This is a genomic window from Alkaliphilus peptidifermentans DSM 18978, from assembly GCF_900101495.1.
In the GTDB taxonomy this organism is placed as follows: domain Bacteria; phylum Bacillota; class Clostridia; order Peptostreptococcales; family Natronincolaceae; genus Alkaliphilus_C; species Alkaliphilus_C peptidifermentans.
In genome coordinates, this window is the sequence record NZ_FMUS01000042.1 from 1 (window position 1) to 21,740 (window position 21,740).

39 protein-coding genes are annotated in these 21,740 nt (G+C 36.2%); all 39 read left to right on the forward strand.

Annotated features, from left to right (window positions below; translation table 11 throughout):
• The coding region (locus tag BLP68_RS20000; RefSeq protein WP_242877041.1) for an EF-Tu C-terminal domain-related protein at positions 1 to 717 on the forward strand (717 nt) is incomplete at its 5' end.
• A gap of 403 nt (positions 718 to 1,120) precedes the next feature.
• On the forward strand, positions 1,121 to 1,441 hold the full coding sequence (gene rpsJ, locus BLP68_RS20005; RefSeq protein ID WP_091547412.1) for a 30S ribosomal protein S10: 321 nt from the start codon (positions 1,121 to 1,123) through the stop codon (positions 1,439 to 1,441).
• A gap of 105 nt (positions 1,442 to 1,546) precedes the next feature.
• Positions 1,547 to 2,179, forward strand: a complete 633-nt coding sequence (gene rplC, locus BLP68_RS20010; RefSeq protein WP_091547413.1) for a 50S ribosomal protein L3 — start codon at positions 1,547 to 1,549, stop codon at positions 2,177 to 2,179.
• A 26-nt stretch (positions 2,180 to 2,205) separates the two neighbouring features.
• Positions 2,206 to 2,829: a 50S ribosomal protein L4 gene (rplD, locus tag BLP68_RS20015; protein ID WP_091547415.1), complete on the forward strand. Its 624-nt coding sequence runs from the start codon at positions 2,206 to 2,208 to the stop codon at positions 2,827 to 2,829.
• Positions 2,829 to 3,119 carry a 50S ribosomal protein L23 gene (gene rplW / locus BLP68_RS20020; protein WP_091547417.1) on the forward strand — a complete coding sequence of 97 codons (291 nt, stop codon included), beginning with the start codon at positions 2,829 to 2,831 and terminating at the stop codon, positions 3,117 to 3,119. Before rplD ends, rplW begins: the two co-directional genes overlap by 1 nt.
• A gap of 35 nt (positions 3,120 to 3,154) precedes the next feature.
• Positions 3,155 to 3,985 carry a 50S ribosomal protein L2 gene (gene rplB, locus BLP68_RS20025; protein WP_091547419.1) on the forward strand — a complete coding sequence of 277 codons (831 nt, stop codon included), beginning with the start codon at positions 3,155 to 3,157 and terminating at the stop codon, positions 3,983 to 3,985.
• A gap of 49 nt (positions 3,986 to 4,034) precedes the next feature.
• Positions 4,035 to 4,316: a 30S ribosomal protein S19 gene (gene rpsS / locus BLP68_RS20030; protein WP_091547420.1), complete on the forward strand. Its 282-nt coding sequence runs from the start codon at positions 4,035 to 4,037 to the stop codon at positions 4,314 to 4,316.
• 32 nt (positions 4,317 to 4,348) lie between these two features.
• Positions 4,349 to 4,681, forward strand: a complete 333-nt coding sequence (gene rplV, locus BLP68_RS20035) for a 50S ribosomal protein L22 (protein WP_091547422.1) — start codon at positions 4,349 to 4,351, stop codon at positions 4,679 to 4,681.
• 18 nt (positions 4,682 to 4,699) lie between these two features.
• Positions 4,700 to 5,419: a 30S ribosomal protein S3 gene (rpsC, locus tag BLP68_RS20040; protein ID WP_091547424.1), complete on the forward strand. Its 720-nt coding sequence runs from the start codon at positions 4,700 to 4,702 to the stop codon at positions 5,417 to 5,419.
• A 33-nt stretch (positions 5,420 to 5,452) separates the two neighbouring features.
• Positions 5,453 to 5,896 (forward strand): 50S ribosomal protein L16, encoded by a 444-nt coding sequence (rplP, locus tag BLP68_RS20045; RefSeq protein WP_091547426.1) that lies wholly within the window; start codon positions 5,453 to 5,455, stop codon positions 5,894 to 5,896.
• Positions 5,886 to 6,089, forward strand: coding sequence for a 50S ribosomal protein L29 (gene rpmC, locus BLP68_RS20050; protein ID WP_091547427.1), 204 nt, complete (start codon positions 5,886 to 5,888; stop codon positions 6,087 to 6,089). The genes rplP and rpmC overlap by 11 nt, the downstream gene beginning before the upstream one ends.
• A 34-nt stretch (positions 6,090 to 6,123) precedes the next feature.
• Positions 6,124 to 6,378 (forward strand): 30S ribosomal protein S17, encoded by a 255-nt coding sequence (rpsQ, locus tag BLP68_RS20055; protein ID WP_091547429.1) that lies wholly within the window; start codon positions 6,124 to 6,126, stop codon positions 6,376 to 6,378.
• Between the two features lie 29 nt (positions 6,379 to 6,407).
• Entirely contained in the window at positions 6,408 to 6,776 is a 369-nt protein-coding gene (gene rplN / locus BLP68_RS20060; protein WP_091547431.1) for a 50S ribosomal protein L14, read from the forward strand.
• Positions 6,777 to 6,794: 18 nt separating this feature from the next.
• Positions 6,795 to 7,106 (forward strand): 50S ribosomal protein L24, encoded by a 312-nt coding sequence (gene rplX / locus BLP68_RS20065; RefSeq protein ID WP_091547432.1) that lies wholly within the window; start codon positions 6,795 to 6,797, stop codon positions 7,104 to 7,106.
• A 28-nt stretch (positions 7,107 to 7,134) separates the two neighbouring features.
• Complete coding sequence (gene rplE / locus BLP68_RS20070) at positions 7,135 to 7,674, forward strand: 50S ribosomal protein L5 (protein WP_091547434.1); 540 nt, start codon at positions 7,135 to 7,137, stop codon at positions 7,672 to 7,674.
• 19 nt (positions 7,675 to 7,693) lie between these two features.
• Complete coding sequence (locus tag BLP68_RS20075; protein ID WP_091547436.1) at positions 7,694 to 7,879, forward strand: type Z 30S ribosomal protein S14; 186 nt, start codon at positions 7,694 to 7,696, stop codon at positions 7,877 to 7,879.
• Between the two features lie 22 nt (positions 7,880 to 7,901).
• Complete coding sequence (gene rpsH, locus BLP68_RS20080) at positions 7,902 to 8,300, forward strand: 30S ribosomal protein S8 (protein WP_091547438.1); 399 nt, start codon at positions 7,902 to 7,904, stop codon at positions 8,298 to 8,300.
• Between the two features lie 29 nt (positions 8,301 to 8,329).
• Entirely contained in the window at positions 8,330 to 8,869 is a 540-nt protein-coding gene (rplF, locus tag BLP68_RS20085) for a 50S ribosomal protein L6 (RefSeq protein WP_091547440.1), read from the forward strand.
• A 19-nt stretch (positions 8,870 to 8,888) separates the two neighbouring features.
• Positions 8,889 to 9,251: a 50S ribosomal protein L18 gene (gene rplR / locus BLP68_RS20090; RefSeq protein ID WP_091547442.1), complete on the forward strand. Its 363-nt coding sequence runs from the start codon at positions 8,889 to 8,891 to the stop codon at positions 9,249 to 9,251.
• Between the two features lie 18 nt (positions 9,252 to 9,269).
• On the forward strand, positions 9,270 to 9,776 hold the full coding sequence (gene rpsE, locus BLP68_RS20095) for a 30S ribosomal protein S5 (protein ID WP_091547444.1): 507 nt from the start codon (positions 9,270 to 9,272) through the stop codon (positions 9,774 to 9,776).
• 12 nt (positions 9,777 to 9,788) lie between these two features.
• On the forward strand, positions 9,789 to 9,971 hold the full coding sequence (rpmD, locus tag BLP68_RS20100) for a 50S ribosomal protein L30 (protein WP_091547446.1): 183 nt from the start codon (positions 9,789 to 9,791) through the stop codon (positions 9,969 to 9,971).
• A 17-nt stretch (positions 9,972 to 9,988) separates the two neighbouring features.
• Positions 9,989 to 10,432, forward strand: a complete 444-nt coding sequence (rplO, locus tag BLP68_RS20105) for a 50S ribosomal protein L15 (protein ID WP_091547447.1) — start codon at positions 9,989 to 9,991, stop codon at positions 10,430 to 10,432.
• Between the two features lies 1 nt (position 10,433).
• Entirely contained in the window at positions 10,434 to 11,714 is a 1,281-nt protein-coding gene (secY, locus tag BLP68_RS20110; protein ID WP_091547449.1) for a preprotein translocase subunit SecY, read from the forward strand.
• A gap of 57 nt (positions 11,715 to 11,771) precedes the next feature.
• Positions 11,772 to 12,422, forward strand: coding sequence for an adenylate kinase (locus BLP68_RS20115; RefSeq protein ID WP_091547450.1), 651 nt, complete (start codon positions 11,772 to 11,774; stop codon positions 12,420 to 12,422).
• The gene (gene map / locus BLP68_RS20120) at positions 12,422 to 13,168 is read left to right on the forward strand and encodes a type I methionyl aminopeptidase (protein WP_091547452.1); all 747 of its coding nucleotides are present in this window, start codon (positions 12,422 to 12,424) and stop codon (positions 13,166 to 13,168) included. The genes BLP68_RS20115 and map overlap by 1 nt, the downstream gene beginning before the upstream one ends.
• Positions 13,169 to 13,190: 22 nt before the next feature.
• Positions 13,191 to 13,475 (forward strand): KOW domain-containing RNA-binding protein, encoded by a 285-nt coding sequence (locus tag BLP68_RS20125; RefSeq protein ID WP_207647957.1) that lies wholly within the window; start codon positions 13,191 to 13,193, stop codon positions 13,473 to 13,475.
• A gap of 17 nt (positions 13,476 to 13,492) precedes the next feature.
• Positions 13,493 to 13,711 carry a translation initiation factor IF-1 gene (gene infA / locus BLP68_RS20130; RefSeq protein ID WP_091547453.1) on the forward strand — a complete coding sequence of 73 codons (219 nt, stop codon included), beginning with the start codon at positions 13,493 to 13,495 and terminating at the stop codon, positions 13,709 to 13,711.
• Between the two features lie 18 nt (positions 13,712 to 13,729).
• Entirely contained in the window at positions 13,730 to 13,843 is a 114-nt protein-coding gene (rpmJ, locus tag BLP68_RS20135; RefSeq protein ID WP_008516283.1) for a 50S ribosomal protein L36, read from the forward strand.
• A 190-nt stretch (positions 13,844 to 14,033) separates the two neighbouring features.
• Entirely contained in the window at positions 14,034 to 14,405 is a 372-nt protein-coding gene (gene rpsM, locus BLP68_RS20140) for a 30S ribosomal protein S13 (protein ID WP_091547455.1), read from the forward strand.
• A gap of 22 nt (positions 14,406 to 14,427) precedes the next feature.
• Positions 14,428 to 14,826 (forward strand): 30S ribosomal protein S11, encoded by a 399-nt coding sequence (gene rpsK, locus BLP68_RS20145; RefSeq protein ID WP_091547457.1) that lies wholly within the window; start codon positions 14,428 to 14,430, stop codon positions 14,824 to 14,826.
• Between the two features lie 23 nt (positions 14,827 to 14,849).
• Entirely contained in the window at positions 14,850 to 15,473 is a 624-nt protein-coding gene (gene rpsD, locus BLP68_RS20150) for a 30S ribosomal protein S4 (protein ID WP_091547458.1), read from the forward strand.
• Positions 15,474 to 15,537: 64 nt separating this feature from the next.
• The gene (locus BLP68_RS20155) at positions 15,538 to 16,485 is read left to right on the forward strand and encodes a DNA-directed RNA polymerase subunit alpha (protein WP_091547460.1); all 948 of its coding nucleotides are present in this window, start codon (positions 15,538 to 15,540) and stop codon (positions 16,483 to 16,485) included.
• Positions 16,486 to 16,510: 25 nt separating this feature from the next.
• Positions 16,511 to 16,849 carry a 50S ribosomal protein L17 gene (gene rplQ, locus BLP68_RS20160; RefSeq protein WP_091547461.1) on the forward strand — a complete coding sequence of 113 codons (339 nt, stop codon included), beginning with the start codon at positions 16,511 to 16,513 and terminating at the stop codon, positions 16,847 to 16,849.
• A gap of 394 nt (positions 16,850 to 17,243) precedes the next feature.
• A complete protein-coding gene (locus BLP68_RS20165) occupies positions 17,244 to 18,080 on the forward strand; it encodes an energy-coupling factor transporter ATPase (protein ID WP_091547463.1) in 837 nt (278 codons plus the stop codon).
• On the forward strand, positions 18,065 to 18,928 hold the full coding sequence (locus BLP68_RS20170) for an energy-coupling factor transporter ATPase (RefSeq protein ID WP_091547464.1): 864 nt from the start codon (positions 18,065 to 18,067) through the stop codon (positions 18,926 to 18,928). Before BLP68_RS20165 ends, BLP68_RS20170 begins: the two co-directional genes overlap by 16 nt.
• Positions 18,921 to 19,721: an energy-coupling factor transporter transmembrane component T family protein gene (locus tag BLP68_RS20175; RefSeq protein WP_091547466.1), complete on the forward strand. Its 801-nt coding sequence runs from the start codon at positions 18,921 to 18,923 to the stop codon at positions 19,719 to 19,721. The genes BLP68_RS20170 and BLP68_RS20175 overlap by 8 nt, the downstream gene beginning before the upstream one ends.
• Positions 19,722 to 19,890: 169 nt before the next feature.
• Positions 19,891 to 20,637 carry a tRNA pseudouridine(38-40) synthase TruA gene (gene truA / locus BLP68_RS20180; RefSeq protein ID WP_091547467.1) on the forward strand — a complete coding sequence of 249 codons (747 nt, stop codon included), beginning with the start codon at positions 19,891 to 19,893 and terminating at the stop codon, positions 20,635 to 20,637.
• 109 nt (positions 20,638 to 20,746) lie between these two features.
• Positions 20,747 to 21,175 carry a 50S ribosomal protein L13 gene (gene rplM, locus BLP68_RS20185; RefSeq protein ID WP_091547469.1) on the forward strand — a complete coding sequence of 143 codons (429 nt, stop codon included), beginning with the start codon at positions 20,747 to 20,749 and terminating at the stop codon, positions 21,173 to 21,175.
• 34 nt (positions 21,176 to 21,209) lie between these two features.
• Positions 21,210 to 21,602 carry a 30S ribosomal protein S9 gene (gene rpsI, locus BLP68_RS20190; RefSeq protein WP_091547470.1) on the forward strand — a complete coding sequence of 131 codons (393 nt, stop codon included), beginning with the start codon at positions 21,210 to 21,212 and terminating at the stop codon, positions 21,600 to 21,602.
• The last annotated feature ends 138 nt before the right edge of the window (positions 21,603 to 21,740 follow it).

The following is a 21,740-nucleotide window of genomic DNA, read 5'->3' on the forward strand; positions in this document are numbered from 1 at the left end:
AACATGTATGAGTTTCCAGGAGACGATACACCAGTAATCAAAGGATCAGCATTAAAAGCATTAGAAGATCAAGACGGACAATGGGCAGACAAGATAGTAGAATTATTCGAAATAGTTGACGAATACATTCCACAGCCAGAAAGAGATACAGACAAGCCATTCCTAATGCCAGTAGAGGACGTATTCTCTATAACAGGAAGAGGAACAGTAGCAACAGGAAGAGTAGAAAGAGGAATCGTAAAAGTACAAGACGAAGTAGAATTAGTAGGCTTGGCAGAAGAAAAGAGAAAGCTAGTAGTAACAGGAGTAGAAATGTTCAGAAAGTTACTAGACCAAGCACAAGCAGGAGACAACGTAGGGATACTATTAAGAGGAATCCAAAGAACAGAGATTGAAAGAGGTCAAGTATTAGCGAAGCCAAACTCAATCCAACCACATACAAAGTTCATGGCAGAAGTATACGTATTAAAGAAAGAAGAAGGTGGAAGACATACACCATTCTTTGATGGATACAGACCACAATTCTACTTTAGAACAACAGACGTAACAGGAAGCATTAAGCTACCAGACGGAGTAGAAATGGTAATGCCAGGAGACAACATAACAATGCAAATCGAACTAATCAGCCCAATAGCAACAGAAGAAGGATTAAGATTTGCTATTCGTGAAGGTGGAAGAACAGTTGGTGCTGGAGTAGTTGCAAGTATTATTGAATAGTATTTTGACATAAAAGAATGACAGATTTAGAAGAAGAGACTATCTCTTCTTCTAAATCTGTATTTTAGCAATATTTAAAGCAGAATATTAAGTATACAAAATTCGGTAAATATTATGACAATAATCATTACTAAAACATAATAAAAAACCTTGAAAAACTAGAAAATAAGCTTGATATTTTATGTCATATGATATAAAATATATTAGTGTGTGTTAGACCGCGATGAAGCGAAAGGTTGCTATCAATGGAAATTTTCGCTGAGAATGTCTAGATCTAAGAATCGGGCGACAAGACTTTTTACCTGTTTCAATTTTAAAAAAATATCAACACACCCGGAACAGTGTATAATGGTCTTCGTTGTACGTAAATGAAATCACGTGCGATGAAAAGGAGGGGAATTAAATGACTACAACTAAAGGTAAGCAAAAAATCAGAATCAGATTAAAGGCGTATGATCATAAGGTATTAGATCAGTCAGCTGAAAAAATTGTTGAAACTGCTAAAAGAAGTGGTGCGGACGTTTCTGGACCGGTACCATTGCCTACAGAAAAGCAAATAATTACTATTTTACGAGCAGTTCACAAGTACAAAGATTCTAGAGAGCAGTTCGAAATGAGAACTCACAAAAGATTGATTGATATTTTGAATCCAACACCTAAAACTGTTGATTCACTAATGAGATTGGATTTGCCAGCAGGAGTTGACATTGAAATCAAGCTTTAATTAATGCTGGTTCAACTAAGATAAAGCGATGGTTTTCGATTCATCCTGTCTTAGTATGATTATACAGAATGTGTAATCCGCTGTAAGATTATAGGAGGTGTAAATATGAAGGGAATAGTTGGTAAAAAGGTTGGAATGACTCAAGTATTTAACGAAGATGGATTAGTTATTCCTGTAACAGTTATTGAAGTAGAGCCTAATGTGGTTACTCAAGTAAAAACTGTTGAAAAAGATGGATATAATGCTTTACAGATTGGTTATGGAACAATTAAAGAAAAAAACGTAAGCAAGCCTATGAAAGGGCATTTTAGCAAAGCTGGCGTGACATACAAAAGACTAGTTAAAGAATTCAAGGTGGAAAATCCTTCTGAATTTACTGTAGGGCAAGAAATAAAGGCCGACTTGTTTAAAGCCGGAGACAAAGTGGATATTACCGGAATTTCAAAGGGTAAAGGATTCCAGGGTGTAATCAAGAGACATGGTCAAAGTAGAGGACCAATGGCTCATGGTTCAAGATATCACAGAAGACCTGGATCAATGGGAGCAACATCCACACCAGGACGAGTATTTAAAGGCAAAAAGTTACCGGGACATATGGGTAATGTTAAAATTACAGTCCAAAATCTTGAAATCGTAATGGTGGATATAAACAAAAATGTTCTTTTAGTTAAAGGTGCTGTTCCAGGACCAAGAAAAGGACTTCTAACCATTAACGAAACCATAAAGCAAGGGAAATAATCTAACTACAGAAAGGAGGATTCAACATGCCTAAAGTAGCTGTATATAACGTTTCAGGACAACAGGTAGGCGAAATGGAATTAAGCAACAACGTGTTTGGCGTTGAAGTGAACGAACATGTTCTTTATGAGGTTGTCAAAAACCAATTAGCCAATAAAAGACAAGGAACACAGTCTGCAAAGACAAGATCTGAAGTAAGAGGTGGAGGAAGAAAGCCATGGAGACAAAAAGGAACAGGTAGAGCTCGTCATGGTACAATCCGTTCTCCATTATGGACTGGTGGAGGTGTTGTATTTGCACCAAAGCCAAGAGATTATAGATACACATTACCTAAGAAGGTAAGAAGACTGGCAATGAAATCAGCTCTAACATCAAAGGTAATTAGCAATGAGCTTATCATTTTAGATGAACTAAGCTTAGCAACACCAAAAACAAAGGATATGGTAAATATCCTAAACAATCTAAATGTTGAAAAAAAGGCACTTATCGTAATGAATGAAAAGAATGAAGCAGTAATTAAATCTGCAAACAACATTCCGGGTGTTGAAACAACACTAGTAAATACACTAAATGTATACGACATCTTAAAGTTTGATATGTTTATTATTACGAAAGAAGCTGTCCAAAAAGTGGAGGAGGTGTACGCATAATGACGAATCCACATGATATCATTATAAAACCATTAGTTAGTGAGCAAAGTATGGAGTCAATGGCTGACAAAAAATACACTTTTGTTGTATATAAAAGAGCTAATAAGACTGAAATAAAAAAAGCTATTGAAAAAATATTTGGTGTTAAAGTAGAAAAAGTTAACACAATGAACATGACTGGCAAGTATAAGAGAATGGGTAAAAACATTGGTAAGAGACCTGATTGGAAAAAGGCTATCGTACAATTGAAGCCTGACAGTAAAGAAATTGAGTTCTTTGAAGGTATGTAATAGATAGACTTGAATGATGAAGGAGGGAAATCGCAATGGCTATCAAAAAATTTAATCCTACTTCACCAGGTATTAGACAAATGACGGTATCTAAATTTGAAGAAATTACAAAGGTAGAACCTGAAAGATCTTTGGTCGAAACCTTAACTAAATCTGGTGGTAGAAATGTTCATGGCAAAATTACCGTGCGTCATCGAGGTGGCGGTGCGAAAAGAAAATATAGAATAATCGATTTCAAAAGAAATAAAGATGGTATTCCAGCAAAGGTTGCTTCAGTTGAATACGATCCAAATAGAACAGCTAATATTGCTTTGTTAAACTATGCAGATGGAGAAAAGAGATACATCATTGCTCCTAATGGATTAAAAGTAGGAGATGTTGTTGAGTCAGGTCCTGATGCTGATATCAAGCCAGGAAACTGCTTGCCATTAAAAAACATTCCTGTTGGTACAGTTGTTCATAATATTGAAATGAAGCCAGGTAAAGGCGGACAAATTGCAAGAGCAGCTGGTAATGCAGCACAATTAATGGCTAAAGAAGGGAAAAATGCACTTTTAAGATTACCTTCTGGTGAAATCAGATATATTAGTATTGAATGTAAAGCTACAGTTGGTCAAGTGGGTAACTTAGACCATGAAAATATTACAATTGGTAAAGCAGGTAGAAAGAGAAATATGGGTATAAGACCTACAGTAAGAGGTTCTGCTATGAATCCTAACGACCATCCACATGGTGGTGGTGAAGGTAGATCACCTATCGGTAGACCATCTCCTGTTACGCCATGGGGTAAACCAGCTCTTGGTTACAAAACCCGTGACAAGAAAAAGGCATCTAGCAAATTTATTGTGTCAAGAAGGAAAAAATAATATAGCTATTTGATCCTGTTTCGGAACATAACTGAAGGGAGGAAAAGAAATGAGTAGATCAGTAAAGAAGGGACCCTTTATTCATAAAGGACTTTTCAAAAAGGTAGAAGAAATGAATAAAGCTGGTGAAAAAAAGGTGATCAAGACTTGGTCTAGAGCATCTACTATATTCCCTAATATGATTGGACATACTATTGCAGTGCATGATGGAAGAAAGCATGTGCCAGTGTATGTTACTGAAGATATGGTGGGCCACAAGCTAGGTGAGTTCGCTCCAACAAGAACTTATAGAGGACATGACGACGACGATAAGTCATCTAAGAGAAAATAAGATTCTTTTACTAAGAAAGGAGGTTATCGTTAGTGGAAGCAAAAGCAATCACTAGATATGTTAGGATCGCTCCAAGAAAAGCACAGCAAGTAGTAGACGTTGTTAGAGGCAAGCACGTTGATGAGGCCTTAGCAATTTTAAAACTTACTCCAAAGGGTGCTGCCCCTATTGTATATAAATTAATTCATTCAGCAGTAGCAAATGCTGAGAATAATCATAGCATGGATCGCGACAAGCTTTTTGTTGCTGATATATATGCAAATCAAGGTCCAACCATGAAGCGTTTCAGACCTAGAGCAATGGGACGTGCTACAACGATTCGAAAAAGAACTAGCCATATAGGAGTAGTATTAAAAGAAAAATAAGATTAAGGAGGGAAAAGAATGGGTCAAAAAGTTAACCCCCATGGGCTGAGAGTTGGAATTATTAAAGACTGGGACACTAAATGGTATGCCAACAAAAAAGACTTCGCTGGATATTTGTTGGAAGATCATAAGATCCGTAAATATATAAAAGCTAAGCTTTTTCTTTCTGGTATCTCTAAAACAGAAATTGAAAGAGCAGCTAATAACCGAGTAAAAGTGAATATCTTTACTGCAAAGCCAGGTATGGTAATAGGAAAAGGCGGGCAGGGAGTTGAAGATGTTCGTAGTGCGCTTGAAAAGCTAACTAAGAAGCAGGTTATTGTTAATGTAGTAGAAATTAAGCATCCAGATATTGATGCACAGTTAGTTGCTGAAAATATTGCTTTCTCATTAGAAAGAAGGGTTTCCTTCAGAAGAGCAATGAAGCAAGCAATGCAAAGAGCTATGAGATCAGGAGCAAAGGGAATCAAGGTTGCTACTGCTGGTAGATTAGGCGGAGCTGAAATGGCTCGTACAGAAGGGTACAGTCAAGGAAATGTTCCATTGCATACTTTAAGAGCGGATATTGACTACGGGTTCCATGAAGCTACAACCACTTATGGTAAGCTTGGTGTAAAAGTATGGATCTATAAGGGTGAAATCTTACCTACAAAGGGAAACGCAGTTAAGCAAGAAGCTGTTGTTGAAAACAGGGAAGATGATAAGGCTAAAAGAGGAAGAAAAAGAGAATCAAAATAGTCGTCTGATCCGACAGGAAGGAGGAAATATCACATGTTAATGCCTAAGAGAGTAAAACGGAGAAGAGTGCATAGAGGCAAAATGGCTGGTCAAGCCACAAGAGGCAACAAGGTTTCATATGGTGAATTCGGACTAATGGCAATGGAACCTGCCTGGATAACTTCAAATCAAATTGAAGCTGCTCGTATTGCCATGACCAGATCAATAAAAAGAGGGGGTAAAGTTTGGATTAAAATTTTCCCTCATAAACCTGTAACAAAAAAACCTGCTGAAACTCGTATGGGTGCTGGTAAAGGTTCACCAGAATTCTGGGTAGCAGTTGTAAAGCCTGGTAGAATTATGTTTGAAATTGCTGGGGTTTCAGAAGAAAAAGCAAGAGAAGCTATGAGATTAGCAATGCATAAATTACCAATCAAGTGTAAGTTTATTACACGTCAAGAACAAGAAGCAAAGGGTGGTGAAGCTGATGAAAGCTAATTCATTAAGAGACATGACAGATGTTGAATTAAATCAAAAAATGCTAGATTTAAAAAGTGAGTTATTTAATTTACGTTTCCAGTTAGCAACAGGCCAGCTTGAAAACCCTTTAAGAATTCGTACAGTCCGAAAGGATATCGCTAAAATTAAAACGGTTATTCGTGAAAGAGAAATCAAGCAAATAAAGGCTTAAATACTGATATAGGGTAAGAAGGGAGGCCATTTCTGTGGAAAGAGCGCTTAGAAAGACCAGAGTAGGTCGTGTAGTAAGTGATAAAATGGATAAAACTATTGTAGTTTTAGTTGAAGATTTTGTTCGTCATCCATTGTACGGCAAAGCTGTTAAGAGAACTAAAAAGTTTAAAGCCCATGATGAAATGAACGAGTGTGGAATAGGTGACCGTGTTAGAATTATGGAAACAAGACCTGTATCTAAAGATAAAAGATGGAGACTTGTTAAGATCGTAGAAAAAGCTAAGTAGTTTTTTAAACCGGGAAGGGAGGGTTTTAGATGATCCAACAAGAGTCAAGGCTGAAGGTTGCAGACAACTCAGGTGCTAAAGAGTTACTGTGCATTCGTGTATTAGGTGGAACAAGGAAGCGATATGCTAGAGTTGGTGATATTATTGTTTGTTCTGTTAAGAGTGCAACACCAGGCGGAGTTGTAAAAAAAGGTCAAGTAATTAAGGCGGTTGTTGTTAGAACAACCTCTGATATAAAGCGTAAAGACGGTTCTTATATTAAATTCGATGAAAACGCTGCAGTTATTATAAAAGATGATAAACAACCAATGGGAACACGTATCTTTGGACCAGTGACAAGGGAATTAAGAGACAAAGATTTTATGAAAATAGTATCGTTAGCTCCAGAAGTATTATAATCAAGGAGGTGTCACAGAATGCGTATCAAAAAAGGTGATACAGTAGTAGTTATTGCCGGCAAAGACAAGGGGAAAAAGGGAAAGGTGTTACAATCATTTCCAAAGCAAGACCGTGTCATTGTTGAGGGTGTAAACATGATATCTAAACATCAAAAGCCAAACCAACAAGCCCAACAGGGTGGAATAATCCATAGAGAAGCCCCAGTGCATGTATCTAATGTGATGGTTTTCGATAAAAAGGCTGGTAAAGGTGTACGGATTGGTTACAAAACACTAACCACTGGTGAAAAGGTAAGAGTAAGTAAAAAGACAGGTGAAGAAATAGATTAATGTCGGATGAAGGGAGGTACATTGCTTAATGGCTAGATTAAGAGATAAATATCAAAGTGAAGTTATGTCAGCAATGATGGAAAAGTTCGGATATAAAAATATAATGGAAATTCCAAAACTTGAGAAGATAGTTGTAAACATGGGTATCGGCGATGCGAAGGATAATTCTAAAGCCCTTGAAGTTGCTGTAAAGGAGCTAGGAATAATCACCGGACAAAAGCCCTTAATTACAAAGGCAAAAAAATCAGTTTCTAACTTTAAATTACGTGAAGGAATGCCAATTGGAGCAAAGGTTACTTTAAGAGGCGAGAAGATGTTTGAGTTTGCTGATCGTTTAATTAATATAGCACTTCCAAGGGTAAGAGACTTTAGAGGTGTAAGCGTAAATGCATTTGATGGTAGAGGAAATTACGCTTTAGGGATTAAAGATCAATTGATTTTCCCGGAAATTGAGTATGATAAAGTAGAAAAAGTTCGAGGAATGGACATCATTTTTGTAACAACTGCTAAAACTGATGAAGAATGTCGTGAACTATTGAAAATACTTGGAATGCCTTTTGTAAAGTAATGTTAGGAGGGAAAATGTAGTGGCAAAGAAATCTCTAATAGTTAAACAACAAAGAAAACAAAAATATAGTACGAGAGAATACACAAGATGTAATATCTGTGGAAGACCTCATTCTGTTTTAAGAAAGTTTGGTATCTGCCGTATTTGTTTCAGAGAATTAGCCTATAAAGGGCAAATACCTGGTGTTAAGAAAGCCAGCTGGTAGAATTGGAGAGGAGGTAAATAATATGACAATGACAGATCCAATTGCAGACATGCTGACTCGTATACGTAATGCTAGCGCAGTGAAACATGAGACAGTAGACGTTCCTGCTTCAAATATGAAAAAAGAAATAGCCAACATTCTTTTGAATGAGGGTTTTGTTAAAGGGTTTGACGTCATTGAGGACGGTAAACAAGGAATCTTAAGAGTTCAGTTAAAATACGGAAAGAACAATGAAAAAGTAATTACCGGAATCAAAAAAATATCAAAGCCTGGATTAAGAGTATATGCTAAAAAGGACGAAATACCAAGAGTATTAGGCGGACTAGGGATTGCAATTATTTCAACTTCTAAAGGAGTTGTAACTGACAAAATAGCTAGAACTGAAGGCGTTGGTGGAGAAGTAATTGCTTACATCTGGTAGTCGTAATAATCATATAAGGAGGTGCAATTATGTCAAGAATAGGTCTTAAACCAATCGAATTACCCCAGGGTGTAGACGTTAATATTGACGAGAAAAATTTTGTTACTGTAAAAGGACCATTAGGAACTTTATCAGAGCAAATTCATCAAGATATTACAATAACAAAAGAAGAGAATTCCATTACTGTTGTTAGACCAACAGATAATAAAAAACATAAATCACTTCACGGTTTATCAAGAACGCTGATTGCCAATATGGTGCAAGGTGTTACTAAAGGATACGAGAAGAAGCTTGAATTGGTAGGAGTAGGGTATCGTGCTAATAAACAAGGAAATAAGCTAGTATTGACCTTAGGATATTCTCATCCAATTGAAATGATCGATCCAGAAGGTATCACTGTTGAAGCTCCAACTCAAACAGAAGTTATCATAAAAGGAATCAACAAGCAGAAGGTAGGTAACTATGCTGCTAAGATTAGAGAAAAGAGAAAGCCAGAGCCGTATAAAGGCAAGGGAGTTAGATATGCTGGCGAGGTAGTCAGACGTAAAGAAGGTAAAACTGGTAAGTAATTGAAAGGAGTGAAATAAGTTGTTCAAAAAGGTAAGCAAAAACCTTACAAGAAAAAAGAGACACAAAAGAGTCCGTGGCAAAGTATTTGGTACTCCTGAACGTCCAAGATTAAATGTATATCGTAGCTTAACAAATATCTACGCTCAAATTATAGATGATGTTGCAGGTCTTACTTTGGTAGCTGCTTCTACCCTTGATATTAAAGATCAAGAGGGGAACAAAGGTAATCAACAAGCTGCAAAGCTAGTTGGAGAATTAGTAGCTAAAAGAGCACTTGAAAAAGGGATAGATACAGTAACCTTTGATAGAGGCGGATATATTTATCATGGAAGAGTAAAGGCACTGGCTGAAGGTGCAAGAGAAGCCGGATTGAAGCTTTAATAAGAAGGAGGGAAATAGATGCGCAACAAGCTAATAGATGCAAACCAACTTGATATAAAAGAACATGTTATTGATATCAGACGTGTAACAAAGGTTGTAAAGGGTGGTAGAAATTTCAGATTCGCTGCACTTGTTGTAGTTGGAGATGAAAACGGATTTGTTGGTGTTGGTACTGGTAAAGCGATGGAAATTCCCGATGCAATACGTAAAGGAATTCAAGACGCAAAGAAGAACTTAATTCAAGTACCAATCGTTGGAACAACCATCCCACACGAAGTAATTGGACACTTTGGAGCAGGTAATGTATTAATTATGCCAGCTAAAGAAGGTACAGGAATCATTGCTGGTGGCCCAGTTCGTGCAGTATTGGAGCTAGCTGGTTTAAAGGATGTAAGAGCGAAATCTCTTGGAACAAACAATTCAAGAAACATGGTAAATGCAACAATGGACGGATTAAAGCAATTGAAGCGGACTGAAGAAGTAGCAAGACTAAGAGGTAAATCCGTAGAAGAACTCTTAGGTTAGGAGGGCGAATCCATGGCAAAAACACTCAAAGTTAAATTAGTAAGAAGCTTAATTGGTAGATTACCAAAGCAAAAGAAAACAATTGAAGCTTTAGGCTTAAAGAAAATTGGGCAAGTAATAGAAATACAAGACAATCCTCAAAGCAGAGGAATGATCGAAGTAGTTAAGCACATGATAGAAGTAAGCGAAATGTAATTGAAGGAGGTGTAGACATGAAGTTACATGAACTGAAACCTGCTAAAGGTGCCGTTAAGAAGGATAAGCGAAAGGGTAGAGGTACTGGTAGTGGACTTGGAAAAACTGCTGGTAGAGGTGCCAATGGACAAAATGCTCGTAGCGGCGGTGGAGTAAGACCTGGTTTTGAAGGAGGACAAATGCCTCTTATTAGAAGAATTCCTAAAAGAGGTTTTACAAATATATTTAAGAAGCAGTATAATACTATGAATGTAGAAGATTTAAATGTCTTTGAAAACGGAACTGAAGTAACTGTTGAGCTATTAAAGGCCAATGGTTATGTAAAGAAAATCGAAAAAGACGGATTGAAAATACTGGGTGACGGTAACTTAGAAAAGAACCTGACTGTAAAGGCGCAAAAATTTACAAAGGCGGCTATTGAGAAAATTGAAGCTGCTGGAGGAAAGGCAGAGGTGATTTAAGGTGATTGCAACCTTAAGAAATGCTTGGAAAATTCCAGACTTAAGAAGCAAAATCGTCTATACATTTATGATGCTGGTCATCTTTAGGTTAGGCTCAGTTATACCTGTACCAGGGATTAACATTGATTATGTAAAAAACATTGTTGATCAAGCTGGATTACTATCATTCTTTGATTTGTTTTCCGGTGGTGCCTTTGGTAACATGACGATTTTTGCTCTTAGTATCACACCTTATATTACAGCATCCATTATTATGCAACTTCTTACTATTGCCATTCCAAGCTTAGAAGAAATGGCAAAAGAAGGCGAGGAAGGTCGAAAGAAAATTGCCCAGTATACTAGATATGCAACTGTTGTACTGGCTTTAATTCAAGCATCTGGAATAACCCTTGGTTTATTTAGAGGGGCAATTATTGAAAGAGATGCATTCAGCCTTACAGTTGTAGTACTGACATTAACAGCAGGTACTGCATTTTTGATGTGGTTAGGTGAACAGATAACAGAAAAAGGAATTGGCAACGGCATTTCACTCCTCATTTTTGCAGGTATTGTATCAAGATTACCAGATGGTTTATATCAAACTTTCTTACTTTTACGAGCAAATGAGATATCAATAGTTTCTGTAATAGTATTCTTAGCTCTTGCAGTTGTAATAGTTGCTGGAGTAGTTGCTATTCAAGAGGGAGTAAGGAAAATTCCAGTTCAATATGCTAAGCGTGTGGTTGGAAGAAAAATGTATGGTGGCCAGAGCTCCCATATTCCATTAAAGGTAAACCAAGCAGGAGTAATTCCAGTAATTTTTGCAATGTCATTGCTGGCTTTCCCGCAAACTATTGGTTTTTTCTTCGGACAGGATACGAAGTTTGCAATATTTGTGAGTAATTGGTTATCTCCTCAAAGTCCTATTATATGGGGGGTAGTTCTATATTCACTTATAAGTGCAATTTTAATTATATTCTTTACCTATTTCTACACAGCAATAACATTTAATCCTGTGGAAGTTGCTACAAATATGAAGAAATATGGTGGGTTTATTCCTGGAATTAGACCAGGAAAGCCAACTTCAGATTATCTGAATAAAGTATTAAATCGTATTACTTTAGCAGGAGCTGTATTCTTAGCTACAATTGCTCTTTTACCAACCATTATCATGAATTTGACAGGTATGCAAATGGGCTTTGGAGGTACACCTTTACTAATCGTTGTTGGTGTTGCATTAGAAACAATGAAGCAAGTAGAAGCACAAATGCTAATGAGACATTATCAAGGTTTCTTAAAATAAAGGACTCATGGGGTATTACCCCATGATACCTAATCTTTCATACCGGGAGATGGTAGAATGAGAATCATTTTGATGGGACCTCCTGGTGCCGGTAAAGGTACTCAGGCGGTGGCCATATCAGATCACTTTAAAATACCACATATATCAACTGGTGATATATTTAGACACAACATTAAAGAAGGAACTGAGCTTGGAAAGAAGGCAAAATCCTTTATGGATCAAGGTTTATTGGTTCCCGATGAAATTGTTGTGGCAATAGTTGAGGATCGTTTGAAAAAGGACGATTGCCAAACTGGTTTCTTGCTTGATGGTTTTCCAAGAACGGTTCCTCAAGCAGAGGCCTTGGATCAGGCATTAGAGAAAATGAATGTTCATCTTACTAAAGCAATCAACATAGAGGTTGATAAGCACGTTTTAATCGATAGAGCTGTTGGAAGAAGGATATGTAAAGACTGCGGAGCTACCTATCATATTCAGTTTAATCCTTCAAATTCAGGTGAAGCATGTGAAAAGTGTGGAGGAAAGCTATATCAAAGAGATGACGATAATGAAGAAACTGTTACAACAAGGATAGAGGTATATCTAAAAGAAACGCTACCTTTGATCGAGTATTATCAGCAAAAGGGAATACTGGTAGTGATAGACGGACAAAAGGATATCGATAGAGTCTTTGATGATGTTGTAAATGTGTTAAGGAGAGACCAATAATGATTTATATTAAGTCTCTTCAAGAGATTCAAATCATGCGAGAGGCTGGAAAAATTGTTGCTGAGACACATGAAATTCTACAAAATGCGATTAAACCAGGAGTTACAACTAAGGAATTAGATGAAATTGCTGAATCCTATATTTTAAGTCGAGGTGGAACTCCTGCATTTAAAGGCTATGGAGGTTTTCCAGCAAGCATATGTGCTTCAATTAATCATGAGGTTGTGCATGGTATTCCTGGATTAAAAAGGCTAGAAGATGGCGATATTATTAGTATAGATATTGGGGTGCTTTACGATGGCTACTATGGCGATGCTGCAAAAACCCATGGAGTAGGAAAAATTAGACATCGTGCTCAACAATTAATCGATGTAACCAGAGAGAGCTTTTATGAAGGAATAAAATTTGCCAAAGAGGGCTATCGACTTTCAGATATTTCCCATGGAATTCAAGCCTATGTTGAAGAACGGGGATTTTCAGTAGTACGAAATTATGTTGGCCATGGAATAGGGACAAAAATGCATGAAGAGCCACAAATACCTAATTATGGACCTCCAGGAAAAGGACCAAGGCTAAAGGCTGGAATGGTTTTAGCCATAGAGCCGATGATTAACCTAGGAACCTATGAAGTGAAGGTATTAGCAGATGGCTGGACAGTAGTAACCCTAGATGGTGAATATTCCGCCCATTATGAGCATACGGTTGCAATTACTAGCAATGAACCTGAAATCTTAACAAAGCTTTAATCTAGGTAAATGAGGTGACATTGTGGAAATAAGTGATTTTAATATAGGGCAGATAGTTCGCTCAACAAAAGGCAGAGATCAAGGTCACATTTTTGTTGTAATTGGTATTCTGGATGACCAGCATTTACTGGTTACAGATGGCGACCTTAGAAGAGTTGATAAACCGAAAAAAAAGAAGATCAAACATCTGGCAAGATTTAATGTCGTTTCTGAAGAAATAAAGGAGCGTATCGATAACCAGAAAAAAATCAATAATGCCTTTATTCGAAGAGAGCTAGAAAGATTGGGATTAAGGTCCCGAGATTAAGGAGGTTTGATTGCTAAATGTCAAAGCAAGATGTAATAGAGGTAGAGGGTATAATTAAAGAGGCACTGCCCAACGCCATGTTTATAGTACAGCTTGAAAATGGGCATGAAATCTTAGCACATATATCAGGCAAATTAAGAATGAATTTCATCAGAATACTACCTGGAGATAAAGTAACTGTCGAGCTATCTCCATACGATTTAACCCGTGGTAGAATAACCTGGAGAAAGAAGTAGTCGAGGAGGGATTAAACAATGAAAGTACGACCATCTGTCAAACCAATTTGCGAAAAATGTAAAATAATCAAGAGAAAAGGCAAGGTTATGGTTATTTGTGAAAATCCAAAGCATAAGCAGAAACAAGGATAATTACAAAAAAACAGACTGGAAATCTTTAAAATTTAATGATATAATATAACATTGTGATAATTAGTTTACGGGTGCGGCTGCTTCAGTAATAAACTGAGTACCGTAGGCTAAAGTAATAATAAATCAAAAAAGCACTACAGTTATATTTGGATAATATGAGGTTAAAGTGAATTAGGAGGTGTAAAGTTTTATGGCCAGAATTGCTGGTGTAGACTTACCAAGAGACAAAAGAGTAGAAATTGGTTTAACTTATATATTTGGTATTGGCAGAAGAACTTCCAATGATATTTTAGCTGCTGCAGGTATCAATCCTGACACAAGAGTTAAGGATTTAACCGAAGAAGAAATCAATAGCTTAAGAAAGGTTATTGATGCAAGCTACCATGTGGAAGGTGATTTAAGGAGAGAGGTATCCTTAAACATTAAGCGTCTAAAAGAAATTAGATGTTATAGAGGAATTAGACATATTAAAGGATTACCTGTTAGAGGACAAAAGACTAAGACAAATGCAAGAACACGTAAAGGTCCTAAGAAAACAGTTGGTCGTAAGAAGAAAAAATAATGGGTAAGGAGGGATTAACAAAATGGCTAAAGTAGCAAAGAAGAAAACCGTTCGTAGAAAAAAAGAACGTAAAAATATAGAACGTGGTCAAGCTCATATCCAATCAACCTTTAACAATTCTATTATCACCTTAACTGATATGCAAGGAAACACTATTGCTTGGGCCAGTGCTGGACAATTAGGGTTCAAGGGTTCTAGAAAATCTACTCCCTTCGCTGCCCAAATGGCTGCTGAAACTGCAGCTAAGACAGCAATGGATCATGGTTTGAAGTCAGTTGAAGTGTTCGTTAAGGGTCCAGGAGCGGGTAGAGAAGCTGCTATTCGTTCATTACAAGCATCAGGTCTTGAAGTGAGTTCAATTAAGGATGTAACTCCAATACCTCATAATGGTTGTAGACCACCGAAGCGCAGAAGAGTTTAATAAGGATTAGGAGGTGTGTAATAATGGCAAGGTACACAGATGCAGTATGTAGATTATGTCGTAGAGAAGGTATGAAATTATATCTTAAAGGTGATAGATGCTATACAGATAAATGTGCTATTAATAAAAGAAATGTTCCACCAGGACAGCATGGACTTAGTCGTAAAAAGCTTTCCAATTATGGAATACAATTAAGAGAAAAGCAAAAAGCCAAGAGATTCTATGGGGTATTAGAAACTCAATTCAGAAAGTATTTTGAAATGGCTGATAAACAAGCTGGTATCACAGGTGAAAACCTATTAAGATTATTAGAATCTCGACTTGATAATGTAGTATATCGTTTAGGGTTAGCTACTTCAAGAGCAGATGCTAGACAATTAGTTGTTCATGGTCACTTTACAGTTAATGGTAGAAAGGTTGATATACCTTCATACTTAGTAAGTATTGGTGACACTATTGCAGTTAAGGAAAAATCAAGAAGCTCAGAGAAGTTCAAGGCTATTGCAGAAAACTTTAACGGAACTGTGCCAAATTGGTTATCTGTTGATATTGAAAAATTAGAGGGGAAAATTGTTTCATTGCCTTCAAGAGAAGATATAGATTTACCAATTGCAGAAAACCTAATTGTAGAGTTATATTCTAGATAATAATCAATTGGAATCAGTTACCCTCGTTAAAATAGCGAAAAGAATTAAAGGAGGGTTTAATACAATGATAGAAATGGAAAAACCGAAAGTAGAAATAATAGAGGTTAATGATGATAATACCTATGGGAAGTTTGTGGTGGAGCCTTTAGAAAGAGGCTACGGAACTACCTTAGGAAATTCTCTTCGTAGAATAATGTTATCATCTCTACCAGGGGCTGCTGTAACATCTGTTAAGATTGATGGAGTTCTTCATGAATTCTCAACAATACCAGGTGTTAAAGAAGATGTCACTGAGATCATTTTAAATCTAAAGGATTTATCATGTAAGTTGCACAGCAACGAGCCAAAAACTGTTCGTATAGAAGCTGTGGGTGAAGGTGCCATAACAGCAGGGGACATAATTGCAGATGCTGATGTAGAAATTTTAAATCCAGAAATGCATATTGCCACATTAGACAGCGATGCAAGATTAAATATGGAGATATATATTACCAACGGAAGAGGTTATGTTTCTGCTGAAAATAATAAGCTACAGGGAATGCCTATTGGAATTATTCCTGTGGACTCTATTTTTACGCCTGTAAAGAAGGTTAGCTATTCTGTAGAAAATACTCGTGTAGGTCAAGTTACAGACTATGATAAGTTAGTAATAGAGATTTTTACAGATGGTAGTATCAAGCCTGATGAAGCAATATCTTTAGCTGCTAAAATCATGAATGAGCATCTTAATCTTTTTATAACTTTAACTGAACATGTAAATGATGTTGAAATCATGGTTCAGAAGGAAGAAGATAAGAAAGAAAAAGTGTTAGAGATGACCATAGAAGAGCTTGATTTATCTGTTCGATCGTATAATTGTTTGAAAAGAGCAGGAATCAATACCGTTGAAGAACTTACATTGAAGTCAGAGGAAGATATGATGAAGGTAAGGAATCTTGGTAAAAAGTCACTGGAAGAAGTACAAAAGAAGCTTGCGGAGTTAGGCTTAGGGCTAAGACCAAGCGACGAGTAAACAAAGAAGGTAAGGAGGGATCGACATGCCATATCGTAAGTTAGGTCGTGAATCTGGACATAGAAACCTAATGCTAAGAAACTTGGTAACAAGTTTGATTAAGCATGGTAGAATTGAAACAACAGAAGCGAGAGCGAAAGAAACAAGAAGACTGGCTGAAAAGATGATCACCCTCGCGAAAAGAGGAGATCTTCACGCTAGACGACAAGTGTTAGCGTATATGACAGATGAAACAGTAGTTAAAAATTTATTTGATGAAGTAGCACCTAAGTATCAAGAAAAAGCGGGTGGATATACTCGTATTATGAAGCTTGGTCCTCGTAGAGGAGACGCTGCTGAAGTTGTAATTATAGAATTAGTATAGAAGAGATGGGAGGGATTAAGTGTTGTACTTAGTCCCTGTTTTATTATAGGCAAATATATGGTTATTTCATAAAAAATAAGGTATAATATCATTGGTACAATGAGAGTTAAAAGCTACGACTTATTGAGAATGATGAATGTTGAATGTTGAATGTTGAATGAAAAACCAAAGAAGAATCAAAAACATTAAGATCAAAACAAACAAAATTAAGAGTGAAGAGTTAAGAGTTAAGAGGAAAGATAGAAGATAAAAGAAAATGGAAAATTGAAAATTAAAACAATTGTGAATGTTGAATTCTTGTGGAAATTTGCACACAAATTTCTTCGAAAATTACTAATTACTAATTACTCAGTACTCATTGTTCCATATAATTCTTGAAGAAGAAGGGATACACATGTTAAAAATGATTGAAGTAGATAAAGTAACCTATGATTATAGCAATAATGAACAAGAGGTTATTGCACTTAATGATATTACTTTAGAGGTTAAACAAGGAGAATTTGTTGTTATTATTGGCCACAATGGCTCAGGAAAGTCTACTTTAGCAAAGCACTTAAATGCTCTATTACTCCCAACTGAGGGAGATGTTAGTGTAAAGGGTCTAAATACAAAGGATGAGGACAAAATTTGGGAAATCCGTCAGATAGCTGGCATGGTTTTTCAAAATCCCGATAATCAAATAGTTGCTACTATTGTCGAAGAAGATATAGCCTTTGGCCCCGAAAATTTAGGGATTAAACCGTCAGAAATTATAGAACGTGTTTCAGACTCATTAAAAACAGTAGATATGGAAGAATTTAGACATAAGGCACCACATCTGCTTTCTGGCGGACAAAAACAAAGAATAGCAATAGCAGGGGTTATTGCTATGAGACCCAACTGCATCATTTTTGATGAGCCTACAGCCATGCTAGACCCATCAGGTAGGAAAGAAGTTATTAAAACTATTAAAAAGCTTAACAAAGAAGAACAAATTACAATTATTCATATTACACATTTTATGGAAGAGGCAGTAGATGCTGACCGTGTTATTGTGATGGAAGCTGGAGATATTGTATTAGAGGGAGCTCCAAGAGAAGTTTTCTCTCAGGTAGAAAGATTAAAGGAATTAGGGTTGGACGTTCCACAAGTGACAGAGCTTGCCCATCAATTAATTCAGGAAGGAATAGACCTTCCTCATGATATACTAACTGTAGACGAGATGGTGATGAATTTATGTCAATTAAAATAGAAAATTTAACTCATGTATATAATCCCAACAGTCCCTTTCAGACGATTGCTTTGGATGATATTAGTTTTGAAATAAAAGATGGTGAATTTGTTGGCTTAATTGGGCATACTGGTTCGGGTAAGTCTACATTAATACAGCATTTAAATGGTCTACTAAAACCAACCTCTGGTAAGATTTTTATTAATGATGTTAATATAGCTGCAAAGGAAGTAAAACTGGGAGATATTCGAAAAAATGTTGGTTTAGTTTTTCAATACCCAGAGCATCAATTGTTTGAGGAAACTGTATATAAAGATATAGCTTTTGGTCCTGCAAATCTTGGCTTAAGCGGGGAGGATATTGTAACCAGAGTAAGAGAATCAATGGATTTGGTTAAGCTTCCGTTTGAATTACTTAAGGATAGGTCTCCCTTTGAGTTAAGTGGAGGTCAACGAAGAAGAGTTGCTATAGCTGGAGTGTTGGCAATGAAGCCAGACTTTTTAGTCCTAGATGAGCCAACAGCTGGGCTTGACCCAAAGGGTAGAGATGAAATACTAGAACAAATAAAAAATCTTCATCAGCAGGTAAAAAATACAGTTATTCTTGTATCCCATAGTATGGAAGATATAGCAAAGCTGGTGGATAGAATAATAGTGATGCATAGGGGCAAGGTTTCTTTAATGGGAAGTCCTAGGGAAGTCTTTAAAGAGGTAGAGGTACTTGAATCAATCGGATTGGGTATTCCACAAATAACCTATTTAATGAAAAAGCTGAAGGAAAATAATATTAATCTAAAGCAAGACATTCTAACAATAGAGGAAGCAAAAGAAGAAATAATTAAATGGATAAGGGGTAATAGCAATGCTTAAAGATATAACTATTGGTCAGTATTATCCAACTGGCTCATTTATTCATGAATTAGACCCTAGAACTAAAATATTGATTACCTTTGCATATATAGTAGGATTATTTATTGTTAGTAATTTTGCTGCATATGGACTAGTTGCAATTTTTGTGTTAGGTTGTATACTTGTCTCTAAAATACCATTAAAGTATATGCTTAAGGGATTAAAGCCATTAAGAGTAATTATAATTATAACATTTGTAATTAATATATTTATGACAGCTGGGACAATCATCTATAGCTTAGGCCCACTAAGTATTACCATGGAGGGTTTATATCAAGGAACATTTATGGCTCTTAGATTGATGTTTTTGGTGGTGGGGACATCCCTCTTAACCTTAACAACCTCGCCAATAGCCCTAACAGATGGGATTGAAAATCTATTAAACCCACTAAAGCCAATAGGAATACCAGCCCATGAGCTTGCAATGATGATGACAATTGCCTTAAGGTTTATACCTACATTATTGGAGGAAACTGATAAAATCATGAAGGCTCAGATGGCAAGAGGGGCAGATTTTGAAAGTGGAAATATTATTAATAGAGCTAAAAGCCTTGTTCCCTTATTAGTACCTCTATTTATTAGTGCCTTTAGAAGGGCTGATGAGTTGGCAATGGCTATGGAGGCTAGATGCTATCGTGGTGGTGATAATAGAACCCGTATGAAGCAGCTGAAGATGGAAAAAAAGGATTTCACAAGCATGTTAACAGTGGGAGTCCTACTAGCAATATTAATATACATTAGGATAAGTTTCTAAAAGGTACAGTTAAGAGTTAAGAGTGAAAAGACAAAGAGAAAATTGAGAATTGAAAATGGAAAATTGAAAGTTAAAAATTAAAATAAGTTGAAATTTGCCATAGCAAATTTTATTAATATTATTCATTAATACTGTAGGTATAGGTAATGCTTTAGATAGGATTGATTTGATGAGAAATATTATGATAGAAATTGAATATGACGGCACTCAATTTTGTGGATGGCAAATACAGCCCAATGGTAGAACAGTACAGGGGGAAATTAAGAAGGCCCTTCATACTTTAACCGGAAATCAAATAAAAATAGATGGTGCTGGTAGAACGGATGCAGGAGTTCATGCCAGGGGACAGGTGGCTAACTTCTTTATGGACTTAGCTATTCCAATAGGAAAAATTCCGATGGCATTAAATAGTCTACTGCCAGAAGATGTTAGTATTGTAAATGCAGTAGAAATGCCACAAGACTTTCATGCTAGATATAGTGCCATTGGTAAAAGATACTCATACTTAATTTACTTAAATTCAGTGAGAAGTCCTCTAATGCGTAATTATGGCCAGCATGTATCTTATAAAATAGATATAGATAAAATGAAGGATGCATCTAAAGTGTTATTAGGTACCCACGATTTTAAAGGGTTTATGGCAAGTGGCAGTAAAATTATTAATACTGTTAGAAGAATCGATGAGATAGATTTTAATATTCATGAAAAAAACTTAGAAATTGCCTTTGAGGGGAATGGATTTCTATATAATATGGTAAGAATAATAGTAGGAGCATTAATAGAATTAGGCAGGGGAAAAATTAGTAAGGAGCATATTATTTTAGCTTTACAATCAGGAAACCGCAAGTTATTAGGCCCTACAGCTCCACCCCAGGGACTTTATTTAGATAAAGTATTTTACCCCTTGACACGCTAGGCTCATTGTATTACAATAATAGGAGCGTGAAAAATGATCCACTAGCCCCGGATCTTTACGTATAGATATCTTACATTCAAACCTAGATAAGATATGAGGAGGGAAAATGATGAAGACTTTTATGGCAAAAGCAAATGAATTAGACAGAAGATGGTATGTTGTTGATGCAGAAGGAAAAACATTAGGACGTCTAGCGTCGGAAGTTGCGAAAATATTAAGAGGTAAGCATAAGCCTGAGTATACTCCACATGTAGATATGGGAGACTTTGTAATCATCGTAAATGCAGAAAAGGTTCAATTGACTGGTAAAAAATTAGATCAATCTATGTTTACTTATCATACTGGATATATTGGTGGTTTAAAGCAAATTCCATTTAGAAGAATGCTTGCAGAAAAGCCAGAAAAACTTGTATTTAGCTCAATTAAGGGCATGCTTCCAAAGACAAGACTTGGAAGACAAATGGCTAAAAAGCTAAAGGTTTATGCTGGACCAAATCATAATCATGAAGCTCAAAAACCAGAAATATTAGAATTATAATTAATACTGATTAAGAAGGGAGGAGCTATTAAATATGGCTAAATTAGCGTATTACGGAACTGGTAGAAGAAAAAAATCTATTGCTAGAGTTAGACTTGTTCCAGGAGAAGGGAACGTTTCAATAAATAAAAGAAATATTGAAGAATATTTTAATTATGAAACATTAAGAAGAGAAGTAAAGCATCCGCTATTACTAACTGATACATTAAGTAAATATGATGTAATTGCAACTGTTACTGGTGGAGGGTTCACAGGACAAGCAGGAGCTTTAAGACAAGGTATTGCAAGAGCACTTGTTAAATCTGATGAAACATTAAGAGCTGCTTTGAAAAAGGCTGGATTCTTAACAAGAGATGCAAGAGCAAAGGAAAGAAAGAAATACGGATTAAAGGCTGCAAGACGTGCGCCACAGTTCTCAAAGAGATAATATTTCAAAATATAAAGGAAAAAGACTGTCGAAAGACAGTCTTTTTCCTGAGACTGTTGACAAAGTCCACCTGAAAAGGGTGGATTTTTTTTTATTCAAAAAGGATTTATCCAATCGATGTCGAATATGTATAATGAG

Bases quoted from the DNA above. Each gene is read 5' to 3' on its own strand.
- rpsM (WP_091547455.1), top strand. From the start codon at position 14,034: ATGGCCAGAATTGCTGGTGTAGACTTACCAAGAGACAAAAGAGTAGAA.
- rplN (WP_091547431.1), top strand. From the start codon at position 6,408: ATGATCCAACAAGAGTCAAGGCTGAAGGTTGCAGACAACTCAGGTGCT.
- infA (WP_091547453.1), top strand. From the start codon at position 13,493: ATGTCAAAGCAAGATGTAATAGAGGTAGAGGGTATAATTAAAGAGGCA.
- rpmC (WP_091547427.1), top strand. From the start codon at position 5,886: ATGAAAGCTAATTCATTAAGAGACATGACAGATGTTGAATTAAATCAA.
- truA (WP_091547467.1), top strand. From the start codon at position 19,891: ATGAGAAATATTATGATAGAAATTGAATATGACGGCACTCAATTTTGT.
- BLP68_RS20165 (WP_091547463.1), top strand. From the start codon at position 17,244: ATGTTAAAAATGATTGAAGTAGATAAAGTAACCTATGATTATAGCAAT.
- rpsD (WP_091547458.1), top strand. From the start codon at position 14,850: ATGGCAAGGTACACAGATGCAGTATGTAGATTATGTCGTAGAGAAGGT.
- rplP (WP_091547426.1), top strand. From the start codon at position 5,453: ATGTTAATGCCTAAGAGAGTAAAACGGAGAAGAGTGCATAGAGGCAAA.
- BLP68_RS20115 (WP_091547450.1), top strand. From the start codon at position 11,772: ATGAGAATCATTTTGATGGGACCTCCTGGTGCCGGTAAAGGTACTCAG.
- rpsS (WP_091547420.1), top strand. From the start codon at position 4,035: ATGAGTAGATCAGTAAAGAAGGGACCCTTTATTCATAAAGGACTTTTC.
- rplX (WP_091547432.1), top strand. From the start codon at position 6,795: ATGCGTATCAAAAAAGGTGATACAGTAGTAGTTATTGCCGGCAAAGAC.
- rpsK (WP_091547457.1), top strand. From the start codon at position 14,428: ATGGCTAAAGTAGCAAAGAAGAAAACCGTTCGTAGAAAAAAAGAACGT.
- rplQ (WP_091547461.1), top strand. From the start codon at position 16,511: ATGCCATATCGTAAGTTAGGTCGTGAATCTGGACATAGAAACCTAATG.
- BLP68_RS20155 (WP_091547460.1), top strand. From the start codon at position 15,538: ATGATAGAAATGGAAAAACCGAAAGTAGAAATAATAGAGGTTAATGAT.
- rplW (WP_091547417.1), top strand. From the start codon at position 2,829: ATGACGAATCCACATGATATCATTATAAAACCATTAGTTAGTGAGCAA.
- rplF (WP_091547440.1), top strand. From the start codon at position 8,330: ATGTCAAGAATAGGTCTTAAACCAATCGAATTACCCCAGGGTGTAGAC.
- BLP68_RS20170 (WP_091547464.1), top strand. From the start codon at position 18,065: ATGTCAATTAAAATAGAAAATTTAACTCATGTATATAATCCCAACAGT.
- rplC (WP_091547413.1), top strand. From the start codon at position 1,547: ATGAAGGGAATAGTTGGTAAAAAGGTTGGAATGACTCAAGTATTTAAC.
- rpsE (WP_091547444.1), top strand. From the start codon at position 9,270: ATGCGCAACAAGCTAATAGATGCAAACCAACTTGATATAAAAGAACAT.
- rplO (WP_091547447.1), top strand. From the start codon at position 9,989: ATGAAGTTACATGAACTGAAACCTGCTAAAGGTGCCGTTAAGAAGGAT.
- rpmD (WP_091547446.1), top strand. From the start codon at position 9,789: ATGGCAAAAACACTCAAAGTTAAATTAGTAAGAAGCTTAATTGGTAGA.
- rplB (WP_091547419.1), top strand. From the start codon at position 3,155: ATGGCTATCAAAAAATTTAATCCTACTTCACCAGGTATTAGACAAATG.
- rpsH (WP_091547438.1), top strand. From the start codon at position 7,902: ATGACAATGACAGATCCAATTGCAGACATGCTGACTCGTATACGTAAT.
- rpsI (WP_091547470.1), top strand. From the start codon at position 21,210: ATGGCTAAATTAGCGTATTACGGAACTGGTAGAAGAAAAAAATCTATT.
- rplE (WP_091547434.1), top strand. From the start codon at position 7,135: ATGGCTAGATTAAGAGATAAATATCAAAGTGAAGTTATGTCAGCAATG.
- rplD (WP_091547415.1), top strand. From the start codon at position 2,206: ATGCCTAAAGTAGCTGTATATAACGTTTCAGGACAACAGGTAGGCGAA.
- map (WP_091547452.1), top strand. From the start codon at position 12,422: ATGATTTATATTAAGTCTCTTCAAGAGATTCAAATCATGCGAGAGGCT.
- rplM (WP_091547469.1), top strand. From the start codon at position 20,747: ATGAAGACTTTTATGGCAAAAGCAAATGAATTAGACAGAAGATGGTAT.
- rpmJ (WP_008516283.1), top strand. From the start codon at position 13,730: ATGAAAGTACGACCATCTGTCAAACCAATTTGCGAAAAATGTAAAATA.
- rpsC (WP_091547424.1), top strand. From the start codon at position 4,700: ATGGGTCAAAAAGTTAACCCCCATGGGCTGAGAGTTGGAATTATTAAA.
- rpsJ (WP_091547412.1), top strand. From the start codon at position 1,121: ATGACTACAACTAAAGGTAAGCAAAAAATCAGAATCAGATTAAAGGCG.
- BLP68_RS20175 (WP_091547466.1), top strand. From the start codon at position 18,921: ATGCTTAAAGATATAACTATTGGTCAGTATTATCCAACTGGCTCATTT.